The organism is Streptomyces luteolifulvus (genome assembly GCF_008806595.1).
Classification (GTDB): domain Bacteria; phylum Actinomycetota; class Actinomycetes; order Streptomycetales; family Streptomycetaceae; genus Streptomyces; species Streptomyces luteolifulvus.
In genome coordinates this window covers 87441-107736 of sequence record NZ_VZRB01000007.1, presented here as the reverse complement: position 1 = coordinate 107736, position 20296 = coordinate 87441, and the positions used below count along the sequence as shown (strand labels likewise).

General features: G+C 67.6%; 22 protein-coding genes, 1 tRNA gene and 6 pseudogenes. 13 read left to right on the top strand and 16 right to left on the bottom strand.

From position 1 onward, the window contains the following. Positions 1 to 61 precede the first annotated feature (61 nt). The 6 genes from F7R91_RS12520 to F7R91_RS12500 form a co-directional block, all read right to left on the bottom strand. Complete coding sequence (locus F7R91_RS12520; protein WP_150947658.1) at positions 62 to 1498, bottom strand: DEAD/DEAH box helicase; 1437 nt, start codon at positions 1496 to 1498, stop codon at positions 62 to 64. Positions 1499 to 1676: 178 nt separating this feature from the next. Next, positions 1677 to 1880 (bottom strand): cold-shock protein, encoded by a 204-nt coding sequence (locus F7R91_RS12515; RefSeq protein ID WP_030952702.1) that lies wholly within the window; start codon positions 1878 to 1880, stop codon positions 1677 to 1679. Positions 1881 to 2080: 200 nt separating this feature from the next. Continuing rightward, positions 2081 to 2326 carry a DUF5994 family protein gene (locus F7R91_RS42655; RefSeq protein WP_230989794.1) on the bottom strand — a complete coding sequence of 82 codons (246 nt, stop codon included), beginning with the start codon at positions 2324 to 2326 and terminating at the stop codon, positions 2081 to 2083. A gap of 290 nt (positions 2327 to 2616) precedes the next feature. Further along, a complete protein-coding gene (locus F7R91_RS12510) occupies positions 2617 to 3033 on the bottom strand; it encodes an ATP-binding protein (RefSeq protein ID WP_150947657.1) in 417 nt (138 codons plus the stop codon). Positions 3034 to 3199: 166 nt separating this feature from the next. Beyond that, positions 3200 to 3679, bottom strand: a complete 480-nt coding sequence (locus F7R91_RS12505) for a DUF5994 family protein (protein WP_150947655.1) — start codon at positions 3677 to 3679, stop codon at positions 3200 to 3202. 585 nt (positions 3680 to 4264) lie between these two features. Further along, the gene (locus F7R91_RS12500) at positions 4265 to 4609 is read right to left on the bottom strand and encodes a hypothetical protein (RefSeq protein ID WP_150948041.1); all 345 of its coding nucleotides are present in this window, start codon (positions 4607 to 4609) and stop codon (positions 4265 to 4267) included. Positions 4610 to 4978: 369 nt separating this feature from the next. On the opposite strand from F7R91_RS12500, the gene F7R91_RS12495 reads away from it, so the two are divergent. Together F7R91_RS12495 and F7R91_RS12490 are read left to right on the top strand one after the other, a co-directional pair. Then, the gene (locus tag F7R91_RS12495; protein WP_150947653.1) at positions 4979 to 5980 is read left to right on the top strand and encodes an acyl-CoA desaturase; all 1002 of its coding nucleotides are present in this window, start codon (positions 4979 to 4981) and stop codon (positions 5978 to 5980) included. Positions 5981 to 6022: 42 nt separating this feature from the next. Beyond that, positions 6023 to 6421 carry a DUF5994 family protein gene (locus F7R91_RS12490; RefSeq protein ID WP_150947652.1) on the top strand — a complete coding sequence of 133 codons (399 nt, stop codon included), beginning with the start codon at positions 6023 to 6025 and terminating at the stop codon, positions 6419 to 6421. A gap of 198 nt (positions 6422 to 6619) precedes the next feature. On the opposite strand, the gene F7R91_RS44035 is transcribed toward F7R91_RS12490, so the two are convergent. From F7R91_RS44035 to F7R91_RS12480, 3 genes and pseudogenes are all read right to left on the bottom strand, one after another. After that, entirely contained in the window at positions 6620 to 6784 is a 165-nt protein-coding gene (locus tag F7R91_RS44035) for a hypothetical protein (protein WP_191971463.1), read from the bottom strand. A gap of 104 nt (positions 6785 to 6888) precedes the next feature. After that, positions 6889 to 7131 (bottom strand): annotated as a pseudogene (locus F7R91_RS44030) (DUF5994 family protein); the annotation flags it as partial. 156 nt (positions 7132 to 7287) lie between these two features. Next, positions 7288 to 7542, bottom strand: a complete 255-nt coding sequence (locus F7R91_RS12480; RefSeq protein WP_150947650.1) for a hypothetical protein — start codon at positions 7540 to 7542, stop codon at positions 7288 to 7290. Positions 7543 to 7715: 173 nt separating this feature from the next. Here F7R91_RS12480 and F7R91_RS12475 point away from each other — a divergent pair, with 173 nt between their 5' ends. Together F7R91_RS12475 and F7R91_RS12470 are read left to right on the top strand one after the other, a co-directional pair. Next, positions 7716 to 8201 (top strand): DUF5994 family protein, encoded by a 486-nt coding sequence (locus F7R91_RS12475; protein WP_150947648.1) that lies wholly within the window; start codon positions 7716 to 7718, stop codon positions 8199 to 8201. Between the two features lie 72 nt (positions 8202 to 8273). Next, positions 8274 to 8623 (top strand): annotated as a pseudogene (locus F7R91_RS12470) (VapC toxin family PIN domain ribonuclease). Positions 8624 to 8903: 280 nt separating this feature from the next. On the opposite strand, the pseudogene F7R91_RS12465 reads toward F7R91_RS12470, so the two are convergent. Both F7R91_RS12465 and F7R91_RS43800 read right to left on the bottom strand, forming a co-directional pair. After that, positions 8904 to 9128, bottom strand: a pseudogene (locus F7R91_RS12465) (integrase core domain-containing protein); the annotation flags it as partial. A 381-nt stretch (positions 9129 to 9509) separates the two neighbouring features. Then, the gene (locus F7R91_RS43800; RefSeq protein WP_269144746.1) at positions 9510 to 9638 is read right to left on the bottom strand and encodes a hypothetical protein; all 129 of its coding nucleotides are present in this window, start codon (positions 9636 to 9638) and stop codon (positions 9510 to 9512) included. Positions 9639 to 9687: 49 nt separating this feature from the next. Here F7R91_RS43800 and F7R91_RS12460 point away from each other — a divergent pair. Continuing rightward, positions 9688 to 9861: pseudogene (locus F7R91_RS12460) on the top strand (replication initiator); the annotation flags it as partial. A gap of 214 nt (positions 9862 to 10075) precedes the next feature. Next, the gene (locus F7R91_RS12455) at positions 10076 to 10330 is read left to right on the top strand and encodes a lipopolysaccharide assembly protein LapA domain-containing protein (RefSeq protein WP_225320617.1); all 255 of its coding nucleotides are present in this window, start codon (positions 10076 to 10078) and stop codon (positions 10328 to 10330) included. Between the two features lie 978 nt (positions 10331 to 11308). Here the strand turns inward: F7R91_RS12455 and F7R91_RS42645 are convergent. Further along, positions 11309 to 11965, bottom strand: a complete 657-nt coding sequence (locus F7R91_RS42645) for an excalibur calcium-binding domain-containing protein (protein ID WP_225320616.1) — start codon at positions 11963 to 11965, stop codon at positions 11309 to 11311. A 532-nt stretch (positions 11966 to 12497) separates the two neighbouring features. Between F7R91_RS42645 and F7R91_RS12445 the strand changes: the two genes are divergently transcribed. From F7R91_RS12445 to F7R91_RS12435, 3 genes are all read left to right on the top strand, one after another. Beyond that, positions 12498 to 13157 (top strand): hypothetical protein, encoded by a 660-nt coding sequence (locus F7R91_RS12445; RefSeq protein ID WP_150947646.1) that lies wholly within the window; start codon positions 12498 to 12500, stop codon positions 13155 to 13157. A 526-nt stretch (positions 13158 to 13683) separates the two neighbouring features. Further along, positions 13684 to 14346: a hypothetical protein gene (locus tag F7R91_RS12440; protein ID WP_150947644.1), complete on the top strand. Its 663-nt coding sequence runs from the start codon at positions 13684 to 13686 to the stop codon at positions 14344 to 14346. Between the two features lie 23 nt (positions 14347 to 14369). Then, the gene (locus F7R91_RS12435) at positions 14370 to 15545 is read left to right on the top strand and encodes a glycosyltransferase (protein ID WP_150947642.1); all 1176 of its coding nucleotides are present in this window, start codon (positions 14370 to 14372) and stop codon (positions 15543 to 15545) included. Between the two features lie 195 nt (positions 15546 to 15740). On the opposite strand, the gene F7R91_RS42640 is transcribed toward F7R91_RS12435, so the two are convergent. From F7R91_RS42640 to F7R91_RS12420, 3 genes are read right to left on the bottom strand one after another with little or no spacing between them, the layout of a single operon-like run. Further along, positions 15741 to 16124 (bottom strand): PH domain-containing protein, encoded by a 384-nt coding sequence (locus F7R91_RS42640; RefSeq protein WP_150947641.1) that lies wholly within the window; start codon positions 16122 to 16124, stop codon positions 15741 to 15743. After that, complete coding sequence (locus F7R91_RS12425) at positions 16118 to 16546, bottom strand: ATP-binding protein (RefSeq protein WP_150947639.1); 429 nt, start codon at positions 16544 to 16546, stop codon at positions 16118 to 16120. Before F7R91_RS12425 ends, F7R91_RS42640 begins: the two co-directional genes overlap by 7 nt. A 46-nt stretch (positions 16547 to 16592) precedes the next feature. Then, positions 16593 to 17000, bottom strand: a complete 408-nt coding sequence (locus F7R91_RS12420) for an NUDIX hydrolase (protein WP_141594898.1) — start codon at positions 16998 to 17000, stop codon at positions 16593 to 16595. A 107-nt stretch (positions 17001 to 17107) separates the two neighbouring features. On the opposite strand from F7R91_RS12420, the pseudogene F7R91_RS12415 reads away from it, so the two are divergent. The 4 genes and pseudogenes from F7R91_RS12415 to F7R91_RS12400 form a co-directional block, all read left to right on the top strand. Then, positions 17108 to 17599: pseudogene (locus tag F7R91_RS12415) on the top strand (GntR family transcriptional regulator); the annotation flags it as partial. Beyond that, positions 17599 to 18816, top strand: a pseudogene (locus tag F7R91_RS12410) (replication initiator); the annotation flags it as partial. The pseudogenes F7R91_RS12415 and F7R91_RS12410, both read left to right, overlap by 1 nt. Further along, a complete protein-coding gene (locus F7R91_RS12405; protein WP_150947637.1) occupies positions 18809 to 18991 on the top strand; it encodes a helix-turn-helix domain-containing protein in 183 nt (60 codons plus the stop codon). The pseudogene F7R91_RS12410 and the gene F7R91_RS12405, both read left to right, overlap by 8 nt. Then, a complete protein-coding gene (locus F7R91_RS12400) occupies positions 18991 to 20142 on the top strand; it encodes a tyrosine-type recombinase/integrase (protein WP_150947635.1) in 1152 nt (383 codons plus the stop codon). The genes F7R91_RS12405 and F7R91_RS12400 overlap by 1 nt, the downstream gene beginning before the upstream one ends. A gap of 68 nt (positions 20143 to 20210) precedes the next feature. Here the strand turns inward: F7R91_RS12400 and F7R91_RS12395 are convergent. After that, positions 20211 to 20286, bottom strand: a tRNA-Arg gene (locus F7R91_RS12395). Between the last annotated feature and the right edge of the window lie 10 nt (positions 20287 to 20296).

The window sequence follows — 20296 nt, the reverse complement described above, 5'->3', positions numbered from 1 at the left end:
TCTGAGCGCGACGGCTTTGCGCAGGCGGTCCGTCGCCGACCGGCGATGGGCCGGCGACATGTCATGCTGCGCGGCGCTTCCCGGCGGGCCCGCCCCGAGCGGCACGCCCTCGACGGCCTCGGGCCGAGGCCGAAGCGCGGGCTGCGGCCCGCCGGGGCGGCTCCGCGGGCGGCGCGGTGATGACGACCGGGACGCCGGTCGGGGTCCGGGCGCCGGTGATGCGGCTCAGTTCCGCCTCTCCCGAGCGCACCGCGGTGATCCTCGGGGTGATGCCGGCCGAGGCCATCAACCGGCTCACGTCGCGGCGTTGGCCCGGCGTCACCAGGGTGACGACGCTGCCGGACTCCCCGGCGCGCGCCGTACGGCCGCCACGGTGCAGGTAGTCCTTGTGGTCGCCGGGCGGATCCACGTTGACCACCAGGTCGAGGCCCTCGACGTGGATGCCACGCGCCGCGACGTTGGTCGCCACCAGCACGGTCACCTGCCCGCTCTTGAACTGCGCGAGGGTCCGGGTGCGCTGCGGCTGGGACCTGCCGCCATGGAGGGCGGCGGCGCGGACACCGCTGCCGAGGAGGTGCTTGGTCAGCCGGTCCGCCGCGTGTTTGGTGTCCAGGAACATGATCACCCGGCCGTCCCGCGCCGCTATCTCGGTGGTCGTTCGGTGCTTGTCCGCCTCGTGCACATGGAGCACGTGGTGCTCCATTGTGGTGACGGCACCTGCCGGCGGGTCGACGGAGTGGACCACCGGGTCGGTCAGATAGCGGCGGACCAGCCGGTCGACGTTGCGGTCCAGGGTGGCCGAGAAGAGCATCCGCTGGCCCCCGGGACGCACCTGGTCGAGCAGCGCGGTGACCTGAGGCATGAACCCCATGTCGGTCATCTGGTCCGCCTCGTCCAGGACGGTCACGGCGACCTCGCCCAGCAGGCAGTCGCCCCGGTCGATGAGATCCTTGAGCCGCCCCGGTGTCGCGACGACGACCTCCGCCCCGGCCCGCAGCGTGTTCGCCTGCCTGCCGATCGACATCCCGCCGACCACGGTGGCCAGTCTCAGCCGTACGGCGCGGGCGTACGGGGTGAGCGCGTCGGTGACCTGCTGGGCGAGCTCCCGGGTGGGGACCAGGACGAGGGCCAGCGGCCGCCGCGGCTCGGCTCGCCGGCCTGCCGTTCGGGCCAGCAGCGGGAGGCCGAAGGCGAGGGTCTTGCCCGAACCCGTGCGGCCACGGCCGAGTACGTCACGGCCGGCCAGGGAGTTCGGCAGGGTCGCCGCCTGGATCGGGAACGGCACGGTCACACCCTCGTGGCCGAGCGCGGCCAGCAGCGGCGTCGGCAGGGCGAGATCGGCGAACGACTCGACGGCGGGCAGTGCGGGCACGGTCGTCTTCGGCAGCGCGAACTCGCCGCGGTTCGCACTCTGCCCGCCTCCGCTGCCCTTGGGGCGGCGCGGAGCGCCGGAGCGGGCGTGGGCGCGGGTAGTGCGTGAAGGGCGTGCTCGGTTCATGCGGAACCTTCCTCGATGCGGGCGCGTATCAAGGAATTCCCGCAGCACAATGAACGGCGCAGAGAATCGCGAGAACGAGCCGGATACGGCAGGGGCGATTCCCCCTGAAAATGCAGCGAGCTGGGGCCCGCACCCCAAGGTGCGGGCCCCAGCTGCGAAGTATGCGTCTGTGCCGTGGTCAGGCCGGAACGATGTTCTCGGCGGTCGGGCCCTTCTGGCCCTGAGCGATGTCGAACGACACCTTCTGGCCTTCCTGCAGCTCGCGGAAGCCCTGGGTGGCGATGTTCGAGTAGTGGGCGAAGACGTCGGCGCCGCCGCCGTCCTGCGCGATGAAGCCGAAGCCCTTTTCGGCGTTGAACCACTTCACAGTGCCGGTGGCCATGTCATTTCTCTTTCGGAAACGGTGCTCGGAGTTCGCCTTGTGCGGTCTCCGTGTCGCCGCGATGATCAGCCCGTCAGAAAAGTGAACCTATTGGCAACCACAACTGCAACCTGTCTCGACAGTAGCACGGTGTGCTCGGCCGCCTGCCGCGAATAACTCCGCTCCGCCGGTGGGCAGGGGAATATTCCCTCTACCCCGTCTTAAATTCTCCCTTCGAGCCGACAGATATCTGCCACCGCCGCGGCCGACCCCGCGGTCCAGGGTGATGACATGCTCCTCGCCCGCGGATCCGGTCGGTTCCACGCGATCACTCGGCCGGGTGCCATCACCGTGTGCGGTACGTCGGGCCATTGGGCGGCGTCCACGGTGACTGCCACCGTGGTGCCCCGCCCCCGCCCCCGCCCCCGCTCCAACGCGGCTACGAGCGAGGGCAGTTCCAGTTCCAACGCGTCGCAGCGCGGCCACCATGCGCCGTCCAGCGCCCCTCGCTGAGGCCCGGGGTGAGGGCCAGGCGGGGCAGGGGCACGCGGTAGGTGTGCCCGCCGTACGCGGGCGGGTCTTCGGCCGGCGTTCTGCTGGGTTCCATCGTGCGGTCCCGTCCCGGGAGCTGAGGTCGGCTGCCCGTTTCGTCACTCGCCGGGACCGGCACCGCCGGTCGCGCTGCGCGAATAGCCCTCGGTGGGTCGAGCCAACGCCCGGACGGTTGGCAGCGGGCCGAGGAGCGATGCCCGGCCGGTCACAGGGCCAGCACCGCACGCACTCTGTTGCCACCTCCGTCGACCGGATCGATGTCGAAGCGCTGCGCCAGACACCGCACCATGGCGAGGCCCCGCCCGCTCTCACCCCACGTCGTCAGCGGCCGAACGCCGGGTCGGCCGCGACTGCCGTCGTAGACCTCGACGGTCACCTGGGTGTCCGACATGTGCAGGCGCAGGCGGCAGCTGCCGCCGTGCCGCGTGGCGTTGGTGACCAGCTCGGAGACGATGAGGGTCGCGTCGCCGATGTGCTCGGCGTCGAGCCCCGCCGTCCGGCGGTTGGGCCGGGCGAGGAACTGCGAGGTCAACTTGCGCGCCCTGCCCGCCGATTCGGCCTCGTCGGGCAGCAGGTACTCGACTCGTACGGAACGCCGATGGGTACGCCGATGCGTACGCATGGCGGATCACTTCCCCTCCTGGGCCACCCGACCACCATGGCCGTGGCCGCTCGCCGGGCCGCGGCATGTCCTGCCCGGCCGGGCCTGCCCGGTGCTGATGCCCCGTGCAGGTGATCGCCAACCGGAAGCGGGTGGGCCGGGCGTCGCCGGCGCGGCACCGTGAAGGTCACATGTCCCGCGCCGGGCGACTGCCTCGCGTGTCCGCCAGGAGCGCGCTCGCGGTGAGGCGGAGCGCCGGATCGGCGGCGGCCGTCATCAGTCGCCCGGCCGTGGCCGTCCCGGTACCGGGCGGGACGACCAACAGGTCCCGGCGTCCGACGCCATAGGCGAAGAGCCGGATGGCGTGCGGGTCGAACCCGGACGTGAACCACGCCGCCCGCACGGTGTGGCCGGCGACCGGCAGCTCGCACGGTGCCTGGGGCCAGGCGCTGCGGTGTGCGGCCATACGGGTCACTCGCCCCCATGACCTGTCGAACGCCTCGATGAGAGCGGGCAGTTCGGTCGGCAGGTCGTCGGAACGGGGCCACCAGGCGCCACTCACCGGTCCGGGCGGGAAGGTCGGCGGACGCAGGGTGAGACGGGCGGGCCGAAGCGAAGAAGGGCGTATCCGCTCGGGCGAGGCGCGTTGACCGGTGGGCGCGTTCATGTCGCGGTCCCTGTCCCCGGACCGCCGTGCGACGAACCGGTGTCGTGGTGCGCCGAGAACGACGCCGACGGGGAGCCGGCGTACGGGCAACTCCCGGTTCGCTCCACGCTACTCCGCCCCGGTGCGTCGACAGCCGGGCCGTCCGAGGGATTCTCCATGGCCCCTCAAGGGTTCTCACCCGGGACGAGACCATCTAGGCTCGATGTATTCCCGCCGTGCACAGGTTTCCGCAGGAACGCACGCCGTTCGGCAGCCCGTGAGCTGCCTGTGCCCCGAGCCCCTGGGCAAGGACCGATTCGCAACCTCTGCAGAGCAGTCGGCTTTCGTTGACCGTTGTGGTCGGCTCCTGTGCTCCCCTCGTCCTGCTTCCCCTCGTCGCGAGACCGGCGCGGTGACCTCCCGCTTGCCCGTCGCACGGTCCGATGCGGGGCACACGGCTCCCGATCGCGCGCCCGCTCAGGGGGATTCGGCCGCGCGGGGAGGCGCAGACGGCCGCCGCCGAGGATCGGACGACCGGCGGCGGCCGTCGGAAGGCGCTTGCGCCGGCGGATCTGTGGCCGCTTGTGCGCGCGGCAGCCGCCCGGTTCACGCGCGCAGCAGCCGCCCGGTGATCTCCCGGTACTCCCGCATCGCGAGCCGGAGTTCGGCGGACTGTGTCTCGGGGTTCTGGTCCTGCCAGCCCGCGCGCAGGACGCGCCGCCGTTCCGCGAGGGCGTTGACCAGCGCGTCGGTGGCTTCGTCGAAGGCGCTCTCGGCCTCCTCCAGGGCCTCGCCCGGAGTGTCCGCGAAGGTGTTGACGGCGTGTCCGAGACGCCGGGTGATCTTGTCCCGCTCGTCGGACGGGAGCAGCGGTTCCGGGCCCGGGGCGCGGCGGTCGGCACGGCCCGGGGGCCGGTCGGCGGGTTGCTGGGCGCGTGTCTGGTCGTACATCGTCGTATGCACCGTTCCCGTTGTGAGGGGGGCGCCGCCCGAAGACGCTTCTGCTCTTCTCGGCGGCCTGCTGCAAGCAGTCGGAAACCCGGTCGGGCCTGCTCTTCACGGCCCTGCGCCGTGCCGTCAGTCAACGTCCGGCGACGATCCGTGTCAACGCGGCACCTGCCCGAGCGCACCCCGCCCGGGGCGTCTGACCAGCGGTCTCCGAGTGTTTCCCGGCACGGGGAGTACGGTGGGGAGAACGAGGGTGCGTCGTGCCGGTATGACAGGTCGTCTCGAGCACACCACCCATCCACCAGGGGCAGCCCCTGACCCCGGCCGCACCTCCGTCCCAGCGGCCTTCGCCGAGGTCAAGGAGCTCCCTCCATGTCATCCAGCCCCACCACACCCGCCAAGACGACCCCGCCGGTCACCGCGTCGCCGCCCCAGGGCTACGACGGCACCTCCCCCTTCCCGTCGGACGGTCCGCTCCCCGCACGCGACGGCGGGGAGCGGCTGTACGTGGCGGTGACGGCGGTGATCGTCGTCCTGCCGTTCGTGGCTCTGGGCCTGGCCGGCTGGTTGCTGTGGGGGCGGCTCATCCATCCCGTCGACATCCTGCTTGCCGCGGTTCTCTACGTGATCACGGGTCTGGGCGTCACGGTCGGCTTCCACCGAGGTCTCACGCACGGCGGTTACCGTGCGGTCCGTCCCGTGCGGGTCGCGCTCGCGGTGGCCGGCTCGCTGAGCTTCCAGGGCGACGTCATCGACTGGGTCGCCACCCACCGCCGCCACCACGCCTTCACCGACCGGCCCGGCGATCCGCACTCCCCGTACCGCTACGGCACGCATCTGCGTGGCCAGCTGCGCGGGCTGCTGCACGCCCACGTGGGCTGGCTGTTCCGCAACGACAGAACGCCTGCCGAGCGCTACGCTCCCGACCTGCTGGCCGACCGTGACATCCGTGCCGTCTCCCGCGCCTTCCCGGCGTTGTGCGTACTCACCCTCGCCCTGCCGTTCGCGGCGGGCTGGGCGATCGGCGGCACGTGGCTGTACGGCGTGACCGGCCTGCTGTGGGCGGGACTTGTGCGCATCGCGCTGCTCCACCACGTCACCTGGAGCGTCAACTCGCTCTGCCACATGATCGGTGAGCGCCCCTTCCGTACCCGGCGGCACGACCGGGCCACCAATCTGTGGCCGCTGGCCCTGCTCTCCTTCGGCGAGAGCTGGCACAACCTCCACCACGCCGACCCCACCAGCGCCCGGCACGGCGTCGACCGCGGTCAGATCGACCCGTCGGCCGCCGTCATCCGCCTCCTCGAACGCCTCGGCTGGGTGCACGACGTGCGCTGGCCGACGGCGGAGCGGATCGCGGCCCGTCGTGCCTGACGTCCATCACCCCATCGTGCAAGGCAGTTGGCAGGAGCCGACATGACCACCGAACTGCAGTCCCCGCTTCCCTCCCAGCCCGTCCTGCGCCTGCGTCTGGCCCCCCACAGGGACCTGCCCCGGGCCATCGACGGCGCGTGGTGGCCGCGTTCGTACGACCTGCTCGCCGAACTTCCGCAACTGCTTGCCGGGTTGCCGCGCACGTGGGGCCACATCACCAGCGTCACGGTCAGCGGGGCGACGTGGGCCGCGGTGCCCGGCCGGACGCTCGTCTCCAACCAGGTCGTACGACTGCGCAGGACACCGGGGGCATCCGCCCCGCGCACCGTCGTCCTGCTCGCCCCCGGCCGGGGGCGCTGGGACCTGCTGGTCGTCCCTCCGGACACGACCGAGGAGGCCGCGGAACCCCTCATGGCGGCCGCCGCGGCCGGTCAGGTCTGACCGGCCCGTCACGGACTGCCGGGCGGCTCACCAGGTCACCGGGGTTGCTGAGCGCCTGTGGTGGTCACGTCCCCGGCCGAGCACCCGCCGCCCGTCACGCACGCTCGGCTTCCTTCGAGAGGGGGCCCCGTGAGGCCGCGCGCTGAGCCGGCCGGGAATGTGACGCGGGCTCGGACGGCCGGGGTCGGGAGCCGGCCGTCAGAGGCCCGCCGCCGGGTCGGACCCGGCCTCGTACGACGAGGCAGTGCCGTCGGGCTGTTCCGCCGCCATGAGGGCGGCCGCGGTCGAACGCCGGCCGGTGCCGGCGCTCGCGGCGGCCATCGGCCGGGCGGCCGAGGGGTCGGCGGTCTCCGGGGGAACCACCAGGAGGTCCCAGGGACCCACCGTGCCGGACAGGAGCCGGATTTGTGCGGATCCAGCTCCGAGGTGAACCAACCAACCTTCACTACATGGCCGTTGACGAAGATCCTGCGCGGAATGATCGGCCAGTAGCGGGGATTGAGGGCGATCCGGGTGATCCGGCCCCACAGCGGGTCCAGTACGCCGGCCAGTGGGGGAATTTCCTGTGCCAGGTCGCGTGAGCGGGGCCACCAGGCGCCGTCCAGTTCGACGTGTTCCGGGGCGGGGGTGACGGGTTTGAGGGCGAGGTGTGCCGTCGGGGCCCTGAAGGGCAGGGCGCTCAGCGGAGGATGATCGGTGCTCGCGGACATCGTGCGGACCCGCCTCCGGACCCCCTGCGCCTGGGCAGTCGTCCGGTGTCGTGCTCACCAGGAACGACACCGGTATCGGGACCGGTGCGCGAAATGCTCTCGATGACCTGACGCTACTCCCCGAACAGGCCGGACGGACCGCTCCCGGCCGCCGCATCACCCGCGCCGGCGGTCCTCCTCCGAGGAGCGGCTGGTCTCCAGCCAGGACCGCGCCGGTTCCGCCGCCCGCGTCGTGTCCACGACGAGTTCGAGGCGCGTTCCTCCCCCGACGCCCGCGGGATAGCTGCGCTGCTCGGTGGCCGCGAAGCAACGGCGGAGCACCTCCGCGACGCGACGGGCGACCTCGGGGTCGGCCGCGACGATGCGTACGTCGGCGTGCCCTTCCGAGGGTGCTTCCTTGGGCTGTTGCATGGCGACCTCATCGTCTGAGCACGATCGGCGGACCGGATCTTCGACTCTACTCCGGCACGCCTCGCGGCTCACCCGCGTGACCAACGGGCTGCCCGGCCGCCGTGCGCCGCGGAGTACTGTGAAACGAGGAATCCACTCCGCGTTTCCCGTCGGCGGACAGACAGGTGAGTGTGATGCCCGACTCCGACCCCCCGCGTGCGGCCAGGCTCCTGCCGGACACGCTCCACCAGGTGGTGAAGCCCGGGACGGCTGTCGTACGGCTGGAGACGACACATGACCGCCAAGGCGTTTTGGACGGGGCATGGTGGCCGCGATCCCGTGACATCGCGGCCGAGCTGCCCGCCCTGATCGCCGCGCTGACCGAGTATCTAGGCCCGGTCGCCCGCATCGGCCTGGACGCCACCGCCTGGGAGGAACTGCCGACACGACTGATCATCGACGACCGCGTGGTCCACATCGACTCCTTCCCGGTCGGCGACGACACCGTCCTCATCACCAGGGGCGACCAGGACCACTTCTCTCTCCTCGTCGTCCCGCCGCACGCGACGCCCGGGGCGGCACGTGCCGCGATGGCCGAAGCGGTACGCGCCGACAACATCACCCAGGCCGCACAGATCCTCATCGACACCGGCACCGGCCCGGTGGTGCCGGAGACGTGACGACGGTCGGTCCGGTGCCGGAATGGCCGAGGTGCCGAAGCCGCCCGAGACGATCCGGGGGGCGAGGAACCTGTGAGGCCGGCGCGGCCGGTCGACTCGGCTGCTCCTCAACTGGATCACGTGGCGACGCGTGAACCCGGCAGGGGGCTGCCCTCAGCGCGGTCGACGATCTGCGTCGCTGGATGGGCCGGGGCCGTCTCCTCATGCCGGAGATCACAGAGGACCACCTGGGCGCCGCCCAGTCCGTCCGCGTCCGCCACCGCACGCTCGACCTCGACCTCGCCGACGCGGTGAACGTGGCGCTCGCCGCCGATTAGGACACGGACGCGATCCTCACCCTCGACCGACGAGACTTCCGGGCCGTACGCCCGCTGGGCCGCCACAAGGCACTCCGGGTGCTCCCCGACGACCTCCCGTTCTGACGCAGGACCCTCGGCGGTCAAGTGCCACCTCCCACAAGGGGCTTGCACCGCCCGCGACGAAGCACGTGCAGGACGGTATCCGCCATCGCCCAGGAACAGCGGGCTGAGGGCCCGCCTCCGGTTCATCTACGCTAAAGTGCAGGTCAGCGCCATGCTGCGACTTGAATGGGGCACCCTCTCAAGGCGCGTGTGCCCTCTGCGTGCCCCATCTCGGGGGTACAGGAGTACTCGCAAAACGCAGCAACGGCGGGGCCTTCCCCGCGATCGTGGACACCGGTTGTCATGCGGCGGTGGCCAGCGTAGTTGATCGCTGCTCGTAGGTGGTCGGGCTGATCTGGCCGAGGCGGGAGTGCCGGCGGCGTGTGTTGTAGCGGGTTGCCCATCTGAAGACAGCGAGGCGGGCCTCACGGGCTCCATTCCACCGCTTTCGTCCTTGCAGCGTTTCGCGTTTCATGGTCGCGTTCAAAGATTCCGCGGCGGCGTTGTCCGCGCTGGTGCCCACTGCTCTGAGCAGCCTGGCGGGAGCCTGGACGCAGGCGGCCCTCCGATCCCTAACGGGTCCCCTGCATCCGTCGCCGTCCGGCCACGTTGGTGTCAGTCGTGGATGTCATCGTGTCTGGCAGATGCCTCCCCCCTCTAGCGAACGGCATAGCCATCGGTGAGCGCGAGGGCGGAACTGTCAGACCTCGAACAGCGCATCCCCGTGTGCCTGAGGTGTCGGATCAAGAACCTGACGAAGCCGCCCCAATGGCGCCTCACCGCGCCCTGCCTGCCGTTTCCAGCGTCTCCCCAAAGTTCGGGTAGCTGTTGGAGCGCCGTTGGCTGCCGATTCAGTACCCGCAGTTCCCCGTGATTCTCGCACGGCCTGGCACGTGTCGGGCACGAGTCACTCGTCGTCGCATCTCTCCAGAACCAGGCTCGCCGCCCCGAGTGACTGGTCGTCCAGAGCGTCCGGCTTCAGCCCCGCCGGCTGCGCTTCCTCCACGGCCTCAGCGGAGACGGTCACATCTGTCATCAGGTGTCACTTCCTGGTCGAAGATCCACCGTTGACCGTACAGACCCGCGGCAAGGGCACCCCGGACCGCGTCGCCGCGCACCCCCGCGTGTTTGCCGCCTTCACCGCGCCCAGCTTCGGCCCGGTCCACAACCGCCCGACAGGCCGGGCCGGTTCGGTCCGCCGCTGCCGTTGCGGCACGCTTCACGACCAGGACGACACTGCACTCGGTACCCCGCTCGACGAGGGTGGGCCACAGCAGCTCGCGCGCCTGACCCGTGACCGCGACCCGGCGATCGCCGATCGGCTCGGCGCCATGATCCGGGACAGCGGGGGAGAGGCCCAGGTCCCCGGCTAGGGGGATGTGGCATCCAAGTGGACTGATCGTTTCAGAATGAGGTTCGGAGTCGTCCCAAGACCGAGTCGCCCGCTCAGGTGAACCGCCTGATACTGGGTTTATGGCCCAGAAGACCGCGAAGTCACATGGGCCGTCCACCGTGACGGTCAAGGGGCGGGACTTCCGGCTGCGTTCCATCGGCTTCTTCGTGCTCGCAGCTCTGGCCATCTGGTTCATAGCCGCCAACACCAACTCTGTGACCATCCGGCTCTGGATCTCCGAGGTCACCCTCCCCCTGTGGATCGTCCTGTCCGTGACCCTCCTCGTCGGCATCCTCCTGGGGCTGCTGATCGCCTACCGCCGGGCCCGCAGGTAACCCGTGCCCGGAAGCGGCATCGGTCAAGACTGACCGTCGGAGGCCGGGCGCTGGTGTGGGCATCCGCGCCTCGGGCTGTAGGCGAGCCGCGAGGTCGGATGGGACGCGCCCACTCAGTGGCACGCGTGTGGCACGGCGCCTGAAACGGCCAAGGGCCAGCTTGGGAGGAAAACGCTCCTGAGCTGGCCCTTCTGTGTGTGCCCCCGGCAGGATTCGAACCTGCGACACCCGCTTTAGGAGTTCGATCCATCCTCGGCAGGGTGGGGTCTTCCTTCGCGCACTGGGGTCGTGGGCGACCGCCGACAACTGCGGCTGTTCCTAGCCGTTGATGTCAGCGATGGATGTCAGCGGAACAGCTCTGGCACCGGGCATGTCTCCAGGGGCTCGTCCGGCCGGTCGGCTCGGTTCCACCAGACATGCCGCCCGGCACATCTTCACAACGCACGGCAGGCACGCCGGTTGTCGTCTTCCCGCTCATAGAGCACGAATTCATGGGCTGCCCGCAGTAAGGACAGGTCAGTGCGCCGCTGGTCATGTGGCGCGCACCTTAACGGGGAGGGGCCGCGGCTTCGCGCTGGCGTGTACTGCGCCGCTGGAGGCCTGAACCTCAGCCCACGACAGTCAGCCACGACGGCGAGTAGGCCGGCCGATCAGGCGCGCGTGTGCCTCGCTGCACCCCCCACCGGCCTCAGCCACGCTGTCGGGGTTTGTCGTCAACCACGGCAAGTCGCGACGGCCGACCCGCGACGACGACACCGGAGCCCTCAGCTTGGGAAGCTGTGATCATTTGCGGCCAATTCGGGGGCTGACCTGCGGGAACAGTCGGGCTGTGACCTCGTGGGCTCGGCTGCTTTCACCGTGATTCCCCGCTGCTTCCCGCTCGATCTGGTGCGGTTGTGGTGCGCTCATTGATCTGCTGATCTGGTCCGTCGGCCGTCTGGGTGCTGTGGACGCCGAGATCCTGCGGCTCACGGTGGATTACGTTTCGCAAGCCACTCCGTCACCGTCTCGGTCAAGATGTGGCGCGTAGCCAGGCTCACCCTCATAGATGGGCGCGGCGCCCGCGGCTCGTGCCTCAGCGCAGTTCTCGTAGTAGGGGGAGGCTTCGCTGGGCCGCGGCTCCGGCCCGGTCACCTCGCGTATGTCAGCCGCGACGATCGTGCCGTCGTGAACCGTGTAGGTGCCTTCGAAGACCCGAAGCGAGCCGTCGGTCTGCGTGGCCTCCAAACTGACCGAGACGGTATCGCCGGCCGTGTCGAGGATGTGAACTGTGTCGTGGGCGGTGGTGGCGAACCCGTCCACGAAGGCTGTGTAGGAGCCTGAGAGGTTCTTGCCCCCGAGCTCCCAGGCCCGTCGATAGTCCTGAGCGTTGATGGCAGCGAAATACTCGCGTACGACGGACGATTCGTCGGCGACCGTCGACGGAGTTGTCGGCCGGGGGGACACGGGCGCCGGCGTTGTCGGCTCGGGCGCAGCTGTCGTGGTCTCGGGTGGTGGGGTCGTCGGCTCGGTGACGGTCTTGGTCACTGTGGCAGGGTTCTGCGTGGGCGTTGAGTCATTGTCCCCACAGCCGCTCACGCCTATCACTGCGGCTACCAGCAGCGGCACGACTGCCGCATGAACGAGGCGGCTCATGGGCGTCACCTCACGACACGAGGCTCTTTCCCTTCAGACTGCGCCGCCGTCATCGGAAGAGCAACGCATGGTGGACAGAGCACGCGAGGCGAACTGGAGCTGCCCAGCTGACCCCGGGCACCTGAGCTTGGGAAGCTCGGGGCGTCTGGGGCTTGCTCCAGGCCTGACCTGCGGCGGAGTGGTGCTGGCACCCCGTTCGTGCCCGCGGCAAGTCCCCGCTGTTCCCCGTGGTTCCCCGCACGATCTGGCATGCGAATGGCACGTTCCCTGTTACGGAGCATCCTGGGCGCAGGCAGAACTTCGGCGCGCTGGGGCTTTGCATTGGGTGGTGTGCCTCTCTCACGTGCTGCGATGGTCCGTAGGACTCCCCGATTGTCCGTCGGTGTACATCGGCGTTGTCACAGAGTTTGAGACTCGGCCGCCTGATGGCAATCCTGCGGAAAGTGCCTCCAGGAATCACCCTGTTGGCCGGGAGGTAGAAATTGGCGCATCTGGTATGTATGTACGCGTCTGCATAATTTAGGGGAGTGGCATGCCTTATTGGCAAAAGGTTGTCTTGCAAGCGGCTGGCCCTGTGATCTCGGCAATCATTCTGGGCCTGATTGGAGCATGGATTGCCCGCCGGGCACAGCTGCGCAAGGAACAGTGGTCCTTGCGCCATGAGTTGATCCATGAAATGACAAAGGCCGCAAGTGCGCTATATAACGAAACGCTGCGCTTCCGTCGGGCGGTTGTACTCTTTAAGGTAGATGACAATGGAGAGGGAAGGGGAGAATATCAAAGTGACCTGGAGAGGCAGTACAAAAAGTCGCGCCTCGCTGGGCAAGTGATCGAAGATCGACTAAGTGCGTATTTTCCTACCGGGGATGCCAGGAAATTTTGGCATCGCGCAATGGACCTCTTGTCTATGAGATATTTTTTGCTGACCGAGGCGGACCTGCCAAAGGAATTTATTCGCGATTACTCGGGGGATGATCACACTGGACTTACTGTAGACAGTGGGTTGTGTGATCATCCTGCACTGTTGGAGAAGTATCGTGAAAGCCGCGAACTAGCGGCGAATGCGGTCCTGAACGATCCATTTGTTGGGGAGTGGATCGGGTGGCGGGTCGGACTTCGATTGTTACTAACGTCGTCGTCCGGTCAATCACAGGAAGAAAGTGAGCGTGCCGTGAAGCGACACCCGCTTTAGGAGAGAGGCTGGGGTGTTGTACCGGTGACCTGAGGCTTCGATGACTGGTGCGATGCCCAGCAACTCGACCGCCTGACGCCCCGGTTGACCGTGACTGACCCCTGCATCTGGCACGACAGTGGCACGAACCTCGGCCGACGACAGTCAGCCACGACGGCGGGTGCGCCGGCCGACCACGCGCGCGTGTGCCTCGCTGCACCCCCACCGGCGTCCGCCACGCTGCCGCTGCCGTCGACCAGAGCAAGCCGTGACGGCCGTCCCGTAAGGACGGGCCTGAGCCCTCAAGGCTTCCTAGTGGATTCTGTGCTGCTCAGCGTTTTAGGGCTGTCGTTCATTCTTGCCAGCCTGGCGATAGCGGCGGCAAGCGGGAGACGTTGGACGGCGCATCGAAAGCTTGTGGCAACCAGTGCTGCAAGAATTAGCCCGATTGGCCCTGAGGGGATGCGGGTTTCGCGGCTTAGGTATGCCATGGCCATGAGAGGCCGGGTGCCATCCAAGCTGGCTCGACTATGGGAGCGAATCCGAGATGGGGCAGGATGAGAATCTGAGATTGCAGGAGTGGATCCAAATATCCATCGAGGAGTACCACGAGGTCGAGCAGGAAAAGCGCCTATTTGAGCAGAGCGTGTATGCACTCGTAACGCTTCTTGCGGTCGGAACAGTCGGTGTCTTGACTGCGTTTCTTCACTCGAAGACCCTCACGGATCGACTCCTCGTTATGCTCATCCTCCCGATTGGTCAAATTCTGCTTATTGTTCTGATTGTGTTTCTTATGGTGATGTCTCTGCGGTTCGGCATGTATGCCGCTGCGATAGAAAGGCGAATTAACGTTATGGCGGGGGGCGAGCTCCTGAGATGGGAGCTCCACGGGGTGAAAGATTGGCCCGGACGCACAGTCTTTTCTGGGAGTCGATCAAGGAACCCCCTGGAGGGAACGTCGGCCACCCTTGCCATGCTGGCGGTGCTGGCACTGCTGGGGGAAATCGGGTATCTAGAGTTTTTGATCAACAGGGCGATTGAACCTACGTGGTTAAGGATTGCCGTGATGATCGCTTATCCCGCCTTTTTTAGCTTGATCGGGGTTGTCCTGACGCTATACCTGAAAGGTCTTCCTGAGTGGACCAAACAGATTCATGAAGAGTATTCCCATAACCCACTGTTGCCCGGCGCGGGGGCGGCAGATCGCTAGCTGCTAGCAGTAAGGGGTGCTGGGTGCGGATTCTCCTTGGCGGGGACACGTATTACCCGCATGTGAATGGAAACTCATATTTCACGCAGCGACTCGCCGCGAGTCTTCTGGCGCGCGGTCATGAGGTTCATGTTTTGGCGCCTTCGCGGCGTATGCGGCCAGAGCATTTCCAGCACAATGGAGTGCGAGTACACGGCTGCGGGTCGCTCCCCCTCGTATCCCACCGGCCAATCAGATTCTCGCCTTACCCTTGCTGCGTCGGACACATCACGGAAGTTGTTCGCAGCACTCAGCCTGACGTCATTCACTGCCAGAGTCATCTCTTCGTAGGTCGGGCACTTCTTGAGGCCGCCAAGCGGGCCGGTATCCCATCGGTTGCCACAAACCATTTCATGCCGATTAACCTTACTGTGCATCTTCCTGTGGGAGATGGGCTTAGGTCTGCTATTGAAAAGCTGGCATGGCGTGACTTGGTATCAGTCTATGGTTCGGCAGACGTCGTCACCGCACCGTCCAATGTGGCCGCTGAAATGCTGGGCAGGGTTGGACTGGGTAAGAAAGTTTTGAGCATTTCATGTGGCGTAGACGTTGAGAGGTTTCGCCCGATGACTGTGAAGAGAAGACGGGCTACTGTCAAACCTGGATGTCTCTATGTGGGGAGATTGGAGAAAGAGAAGAATGTGCATCACCTGATACATGCTCTCTCCATTGTGCGTAGGAGGGTCGATGCTGAGCTGGTAATCGTCGGGTCTGGAAGTCAAAGGTACAGCCTGGAGAGGCTGGCCGATTCGCTCGGGGTCAAGGATTGCGTCGTTTTCAAAGGCTTCGTGCCTGACAGCGAGATGCCAAACATCTATTCCTGCACAGATGTCTTCTGTAACCCGAGCGGTGCGGAACTGCTAAGCCTCGCTACTTTGGAGGCTATGGCCTCGGGGAAGCCGGTTGTGGCAGCGGACTCGGCGGCCCTTCCGGAAGTGGTGCGCAATGGTGTTAACGGTCTCCTCTTTACCCTGGGAGATATCGGCAATCTTTCGGAAGTTTTGACTTGCTTGTTGATGAACCCTTCGAAGTGTTCGGAGATGGGGCGTCAAGGTAGAAATATCGCAATGCTGCACGACAATGAAATGTGTATTGATGCATATGAGGAGCTGTATGAGACCTTGACGGCCGTGTCAGAGCTTCGTGATAAAGTCGTTTGAAAATACCGGAACTTTCCGCATTGCGCAGCGACTGACCTGTGACATGAGGGCGCCGCTGAGCTGCTCGGCCATAGCGCGGCGCGGACGTCGGCCGGGCTGGAGCGGGGCGGAGACAGGAGCGCAGGCCCGGCCGGGGGCCGGGCTGCGCGCGGGGAGCGGAGCGAGCCGCCTTGAACCCGTAGAGAAGGTTGTAACTCAGTCTGAGGCGTGGGGCTTGAAGTCGTATGCACAGGCTGGGAGTTCGGTGCCCTGACGGTGTGCCAGTGGCAGGAAGAGCACTGGTCGGATTGTCCATGTGATTCGGGTGGTGGCGTGGGTGACTGAGACCATGGACGGCTCAGCGCGAAGGAGCGCTCGGCGTGTGTGGATGCGGCCCTCGTACAGCCAGGCCCATGCCTCCTCGCACGCCTCGGGGTCGAGTGCCGGTGAGATGGTGCGCAGTGCGACCGCAACCCATCTGTCGGCCTGGGGCGCCGAGTACGCGTCGAAGCTTGCCCGGAGTGCCGGCCAAGTTCCCTCGGTGAGGTCTTCGGTCCAGCACTCGCACCAGTAGCCCCGCTGCGGCTTGTCGATCAGCATGGGTGACCTCCCGAGCGGGCCGTGGTGAAGAGCTCCGCGGTGACCGTGTGGGCGCCGTCGCAGTCGTGGACCACGACCCTGTGCGCGATCGCGCTGACCATGCCTAAGCCCCGGCCGTGCTCCGCCTCCTGGTCCTCGTGCTCGACCTTCGGGGCCGTACCGGTGCCGCCGTCGTCCGTGACCGACAGGGCGATGACCTGCGGGGAGACGGCCACGGCCAGGTGGAAGCTGCCTGCCTCCCGCCCGGTGGCTGTGTGGAGGATCGCGTTCGCGCTCAGCTCGCTCACGATCAGTTCGGCGTCTTCGGCTAAAGGGGAACCGCTCAGGATGTCGCGGGTCCAGCGGCGGGCCCTGCTGACCTCTTCCGGGAATCCTGGGCAACTCATTCCCCAGACCCGGGCTGTACTCGTATACTCGTGCATACAAGTTCCTTCGTGCTGGTAGGCCGCCATGTGCAGCGGGTTCGGGCTAGACGAGTTTCACGCCGTCGTGGGCGCGGATGGCCGGCGGGGATGCCGCGTCCAGAGCGTCCAGAACGCGGATCGCGTACGCCTCGTCGGCGAGTTCGGTGACTTCTTCGCGGGTGGCCCAGCGCAGTGCGCGGGTCTCGTCCCCGGTGGTGGGTGTGCCGTCGGCGGCTTCGCAGCGGAAGACCAGGGAGACGATCAGGCCCGTCATGTTCTTGTAGACGCCGGTGAGGGTTGCGGGAAGTGCGATCTTGATGCCGGTTTCTTCGAGGACTTCGCGCTGGAGGGCTTCGGGGATGGTTTCCTCGCGTTCGAGGACTCCGCCCGGGGGTTCCCACTTGCCGTTGTCGCGGCGCTTGATCAAAAGGGCGCGGCCCTGGTCGTCGACGATGACTCCGGCAACGCTCACGGAGTGCGGACGGTCAGTGCTCACGTTCCTCGGCCCTCTCGGCTGGCTAGGCTCTCCACCGTAGCAACAACACTCGCCCACTCGTCTAGATACCTAAAGGAGTACACGTGACGTCTCTTCCAAGCCTCCTCGGCGATCTCGACCCCACGAGTGATCGTGCGGTCTTTCGGCAGATCGCCGACCAGCTGCGCGAGGCCATCGACCGTGGGCGATTCAAGGAGGGCGAAAAGCTGCCCTCCGAGGCGGAGCTCGTCGAGCATTACGGGGTTTCCCGTATGACGGTCCGAAACTCCTTCTCCGTCCTCCAGGGCGAGGGCCTGGTCCACGCCGAGCACGGCAAGGGTGTCTTTGTGCGCCCTCGGCCACCTGTGCGGCGGCTCGCCTCAGATCGTTTTGCCCGGCGCCATCGCGAGCAGGGCAAGTCTGCCTTCATCGTGGAGGCGGATGCTGCCGGCAGTCACCCGCAGGTGGACAGCCTGGAGGTCAAGGAGGAGAAGGCCAGTCAGGACATCTCCACCCGGCTCGGCTCCGTGCGGCGCGTGCTCGCCCGGCGTCGGCGGTATCTGCTCGATGGGCGGCCGGTCGAGTTCGCCACCTCGTAAACACCGCGACCGGCGAGATCGGCAACGTCCTCCACCGACTCGACTCCTCCGACCTCCCCGCCGGCCACCTCCTGGTGCGGTGCAACAACCGCCGCACGACCCGCTGCGCGGCCTGCGCCGAGGTCTACCGCCGCGACACCTTCCACCTGATCACCTCCGGCCTGCGCGGCGGCAAGGGCACCCCGGAACGCGTCGCCGCACACCCCCGCGTGTTTGCCACCTTCACCGCGCCCAGCTTCGGGCCGGTCCACAACCGCCCTTCCGGCCCGGCCGGTTCAGTCCGCCGCTGCCGCTGCCGCTGCGGCACGTTTCACGACCAGGACGACGACGTACTCGGCACCCCACTCGACCCCGACACCTACGACTACGAAGCCGCCGTCCTCTGGAACGCCCACGCCGGTCCACTCTGGCGCCGCTTCTCGACCTACCTGCGCCGGGAAGTCGCCAAGCGGGCCGGACTCACACAGCGCGCCTTTCGCCAGTACGCCCGGGTGTCCTTCGCCAAGGTCGCCGAGTACCAAAAGCGCGGCGCAGTCCACTTCCACGCCGTCATCCGCATCGACGGCCCCGACGGTGGCAACACCCCGCCTCCCGCCTGGGCCACCGCCGAGCTGCTCACCGACGCCATCCGTGCCGCTGCTACCAGCGTCCGCGTGGTCGGCCCGGTCATCGATGATCGTCCGCACGTCTTCGCCTTCGGCCGTCAACTGGACGTGCGCACCATGCGCAGCGCCGACTTCGACGGCGGCCAGGAACTGACCGAGCGGGCCGTCGCCGCCTACATCGCCAAGTACGCCACCAAGGGCGCCGAGACCGCCACGGGAGCTCTCGACCGGCCGCTCAAGTTCCTCGCCGAACTCGCCCAACTCGACATCAGTGACCACGCCCGCCGCCTGATTCGAACCGCCTGGGCTCTGGGCGCACGCAAGGACCTGGAACACCTCCGCCTGCGTGCCTGGGCCCACATGCTCGGCTTCCGCGGCCACTTCTCCACCAAGTCCCGCCGCTACTCCACGACCCTCGGCGCCCTGCGCACCGCACGCGCGGAATGGCGGCGGGCCCAAGCCGCTGCCGCAACCGACGTCGAGTCGGACACGACCTTCGTGCTCGCGCACTGGGTCTTCGCCGGAACCGGCCTGTCCGACGCCGAAGCCTGGCTGGCCGCATCCCTCGAACCCGCCCCAGGAACCGAAGGAGAGCCGACCCATGCATGACGACGAGCTGTTGACGGTGCCCGACGTGATGAAGCGGATGAAGCTCGGCCGCTCCACCGTCTACGACCTGATCCGCTCGCGTCGCCTGCCCTCGATCACCATCGGCCGCTGCCGCCGCATCCCGGCCCGAGCCGTCCATGACTACATCACCAACGAACTGGAGGCGGCCGCCTGATGGCCCAGCAACGCAAGCGCAACCCGAACGGCGCCGGCACCATCACCAAGCGCAAGGACGGCCGCTTCCAGTGCGCGGTCTACGTCCTTCAGCCGGACGGCACCCGCGCCCGAAAGTTCGCCTATGGCAAGACCTGGGCCGAGTGCGACGCCAAGCGCCGTGAACTGCTCGACAAGGTGGACCAGGGCGTACCCGTGCCCACCAAGTCGGCCAAGCTCTCGGAGTGGCTTCCGTACTGGCTGGACAACGTCATCAAGCCCCGGCGGAAGCTCAGCACCTTCGACAAGTACGAAGCGCACGTCCGCCTCTACCTGGTGCCGCTCCTCGGTGCCAAGCGGCTCGAATCCCTCGGCGTCGCTGACGTCCGGCGCTTCCTCGTCCGCCTGGAGAAGGAGACCACGGCCGCAACCGCCAAGGAGTCGCACCGAGTCCTGCGCTCGGCCCTCTCCTCCGCCTGCCGCGAGGAACTGATCACACGCAACGTCGCCAAGCTCGTCGAGCCGCCCCGCACCGACAACCGTGAGCTGAAGCCCTGGACGCTGGACGAGACCCTCGACTTCCTCGCTGCATCCCGCCGTGACCCGCTCTACGCGGCCTTCGTACTCGCCATCGCCATGGGGCTCCGCCGGGGAGAGATCATCGGTCTCCGCTGGTCTGACCTCGACCTCGACAACCGCGTCCTGTACGTCCGTCAACAGACCCAGCGCCGCCGTGGCGTGCTCTACGACGACGACCCCAAGAGCCGCCGTCGTCGCGCCGTGCCGCTCCCCGCCCTCTGCATCGCACCCGTTCGCTGGCACCGCATGCGCCAGGCGGCCGCACGCGCCAAAGCGGGGGAGAGGTGGCAGGAGTCCGGCTACGTCTTCACCACCGGCACCGGGCGCCAGGTCGAGCCGCGCAATGTCTACCGCTCCTTCACCCGCGTCGCCGGGTCCGCCGGCCTCCGCGTCATCCGGCTGCACGACGCCCGGCACGGCACGGCCACCCTCCTCACAGCGGCCGGAGTCGCGCCCCGTGTCGTGATGGAGATCCTCGGCCACTCCCAGATCAGCATCACCATGGACGTGTACACGCACGTCGTGCAGGACACGCAGCGCGAGGCCATGAGCCACATGGATCGGCTGCTGCGGAGGCCTCCCGGTCGTCAGTGACCGCCCTCGTTGATGTCAAAAGTAGATGTCAAAGGCCCCGGACCATGATCGGTCCGGGGCCTTTTGGCTGGTGCCCCCGGCAGGATTCGAACCTGCGACACCCGCTTTAGGAGAGCGGTGCTCTATCCCCTGAGCTACGAAGGCGGGGGCTTGT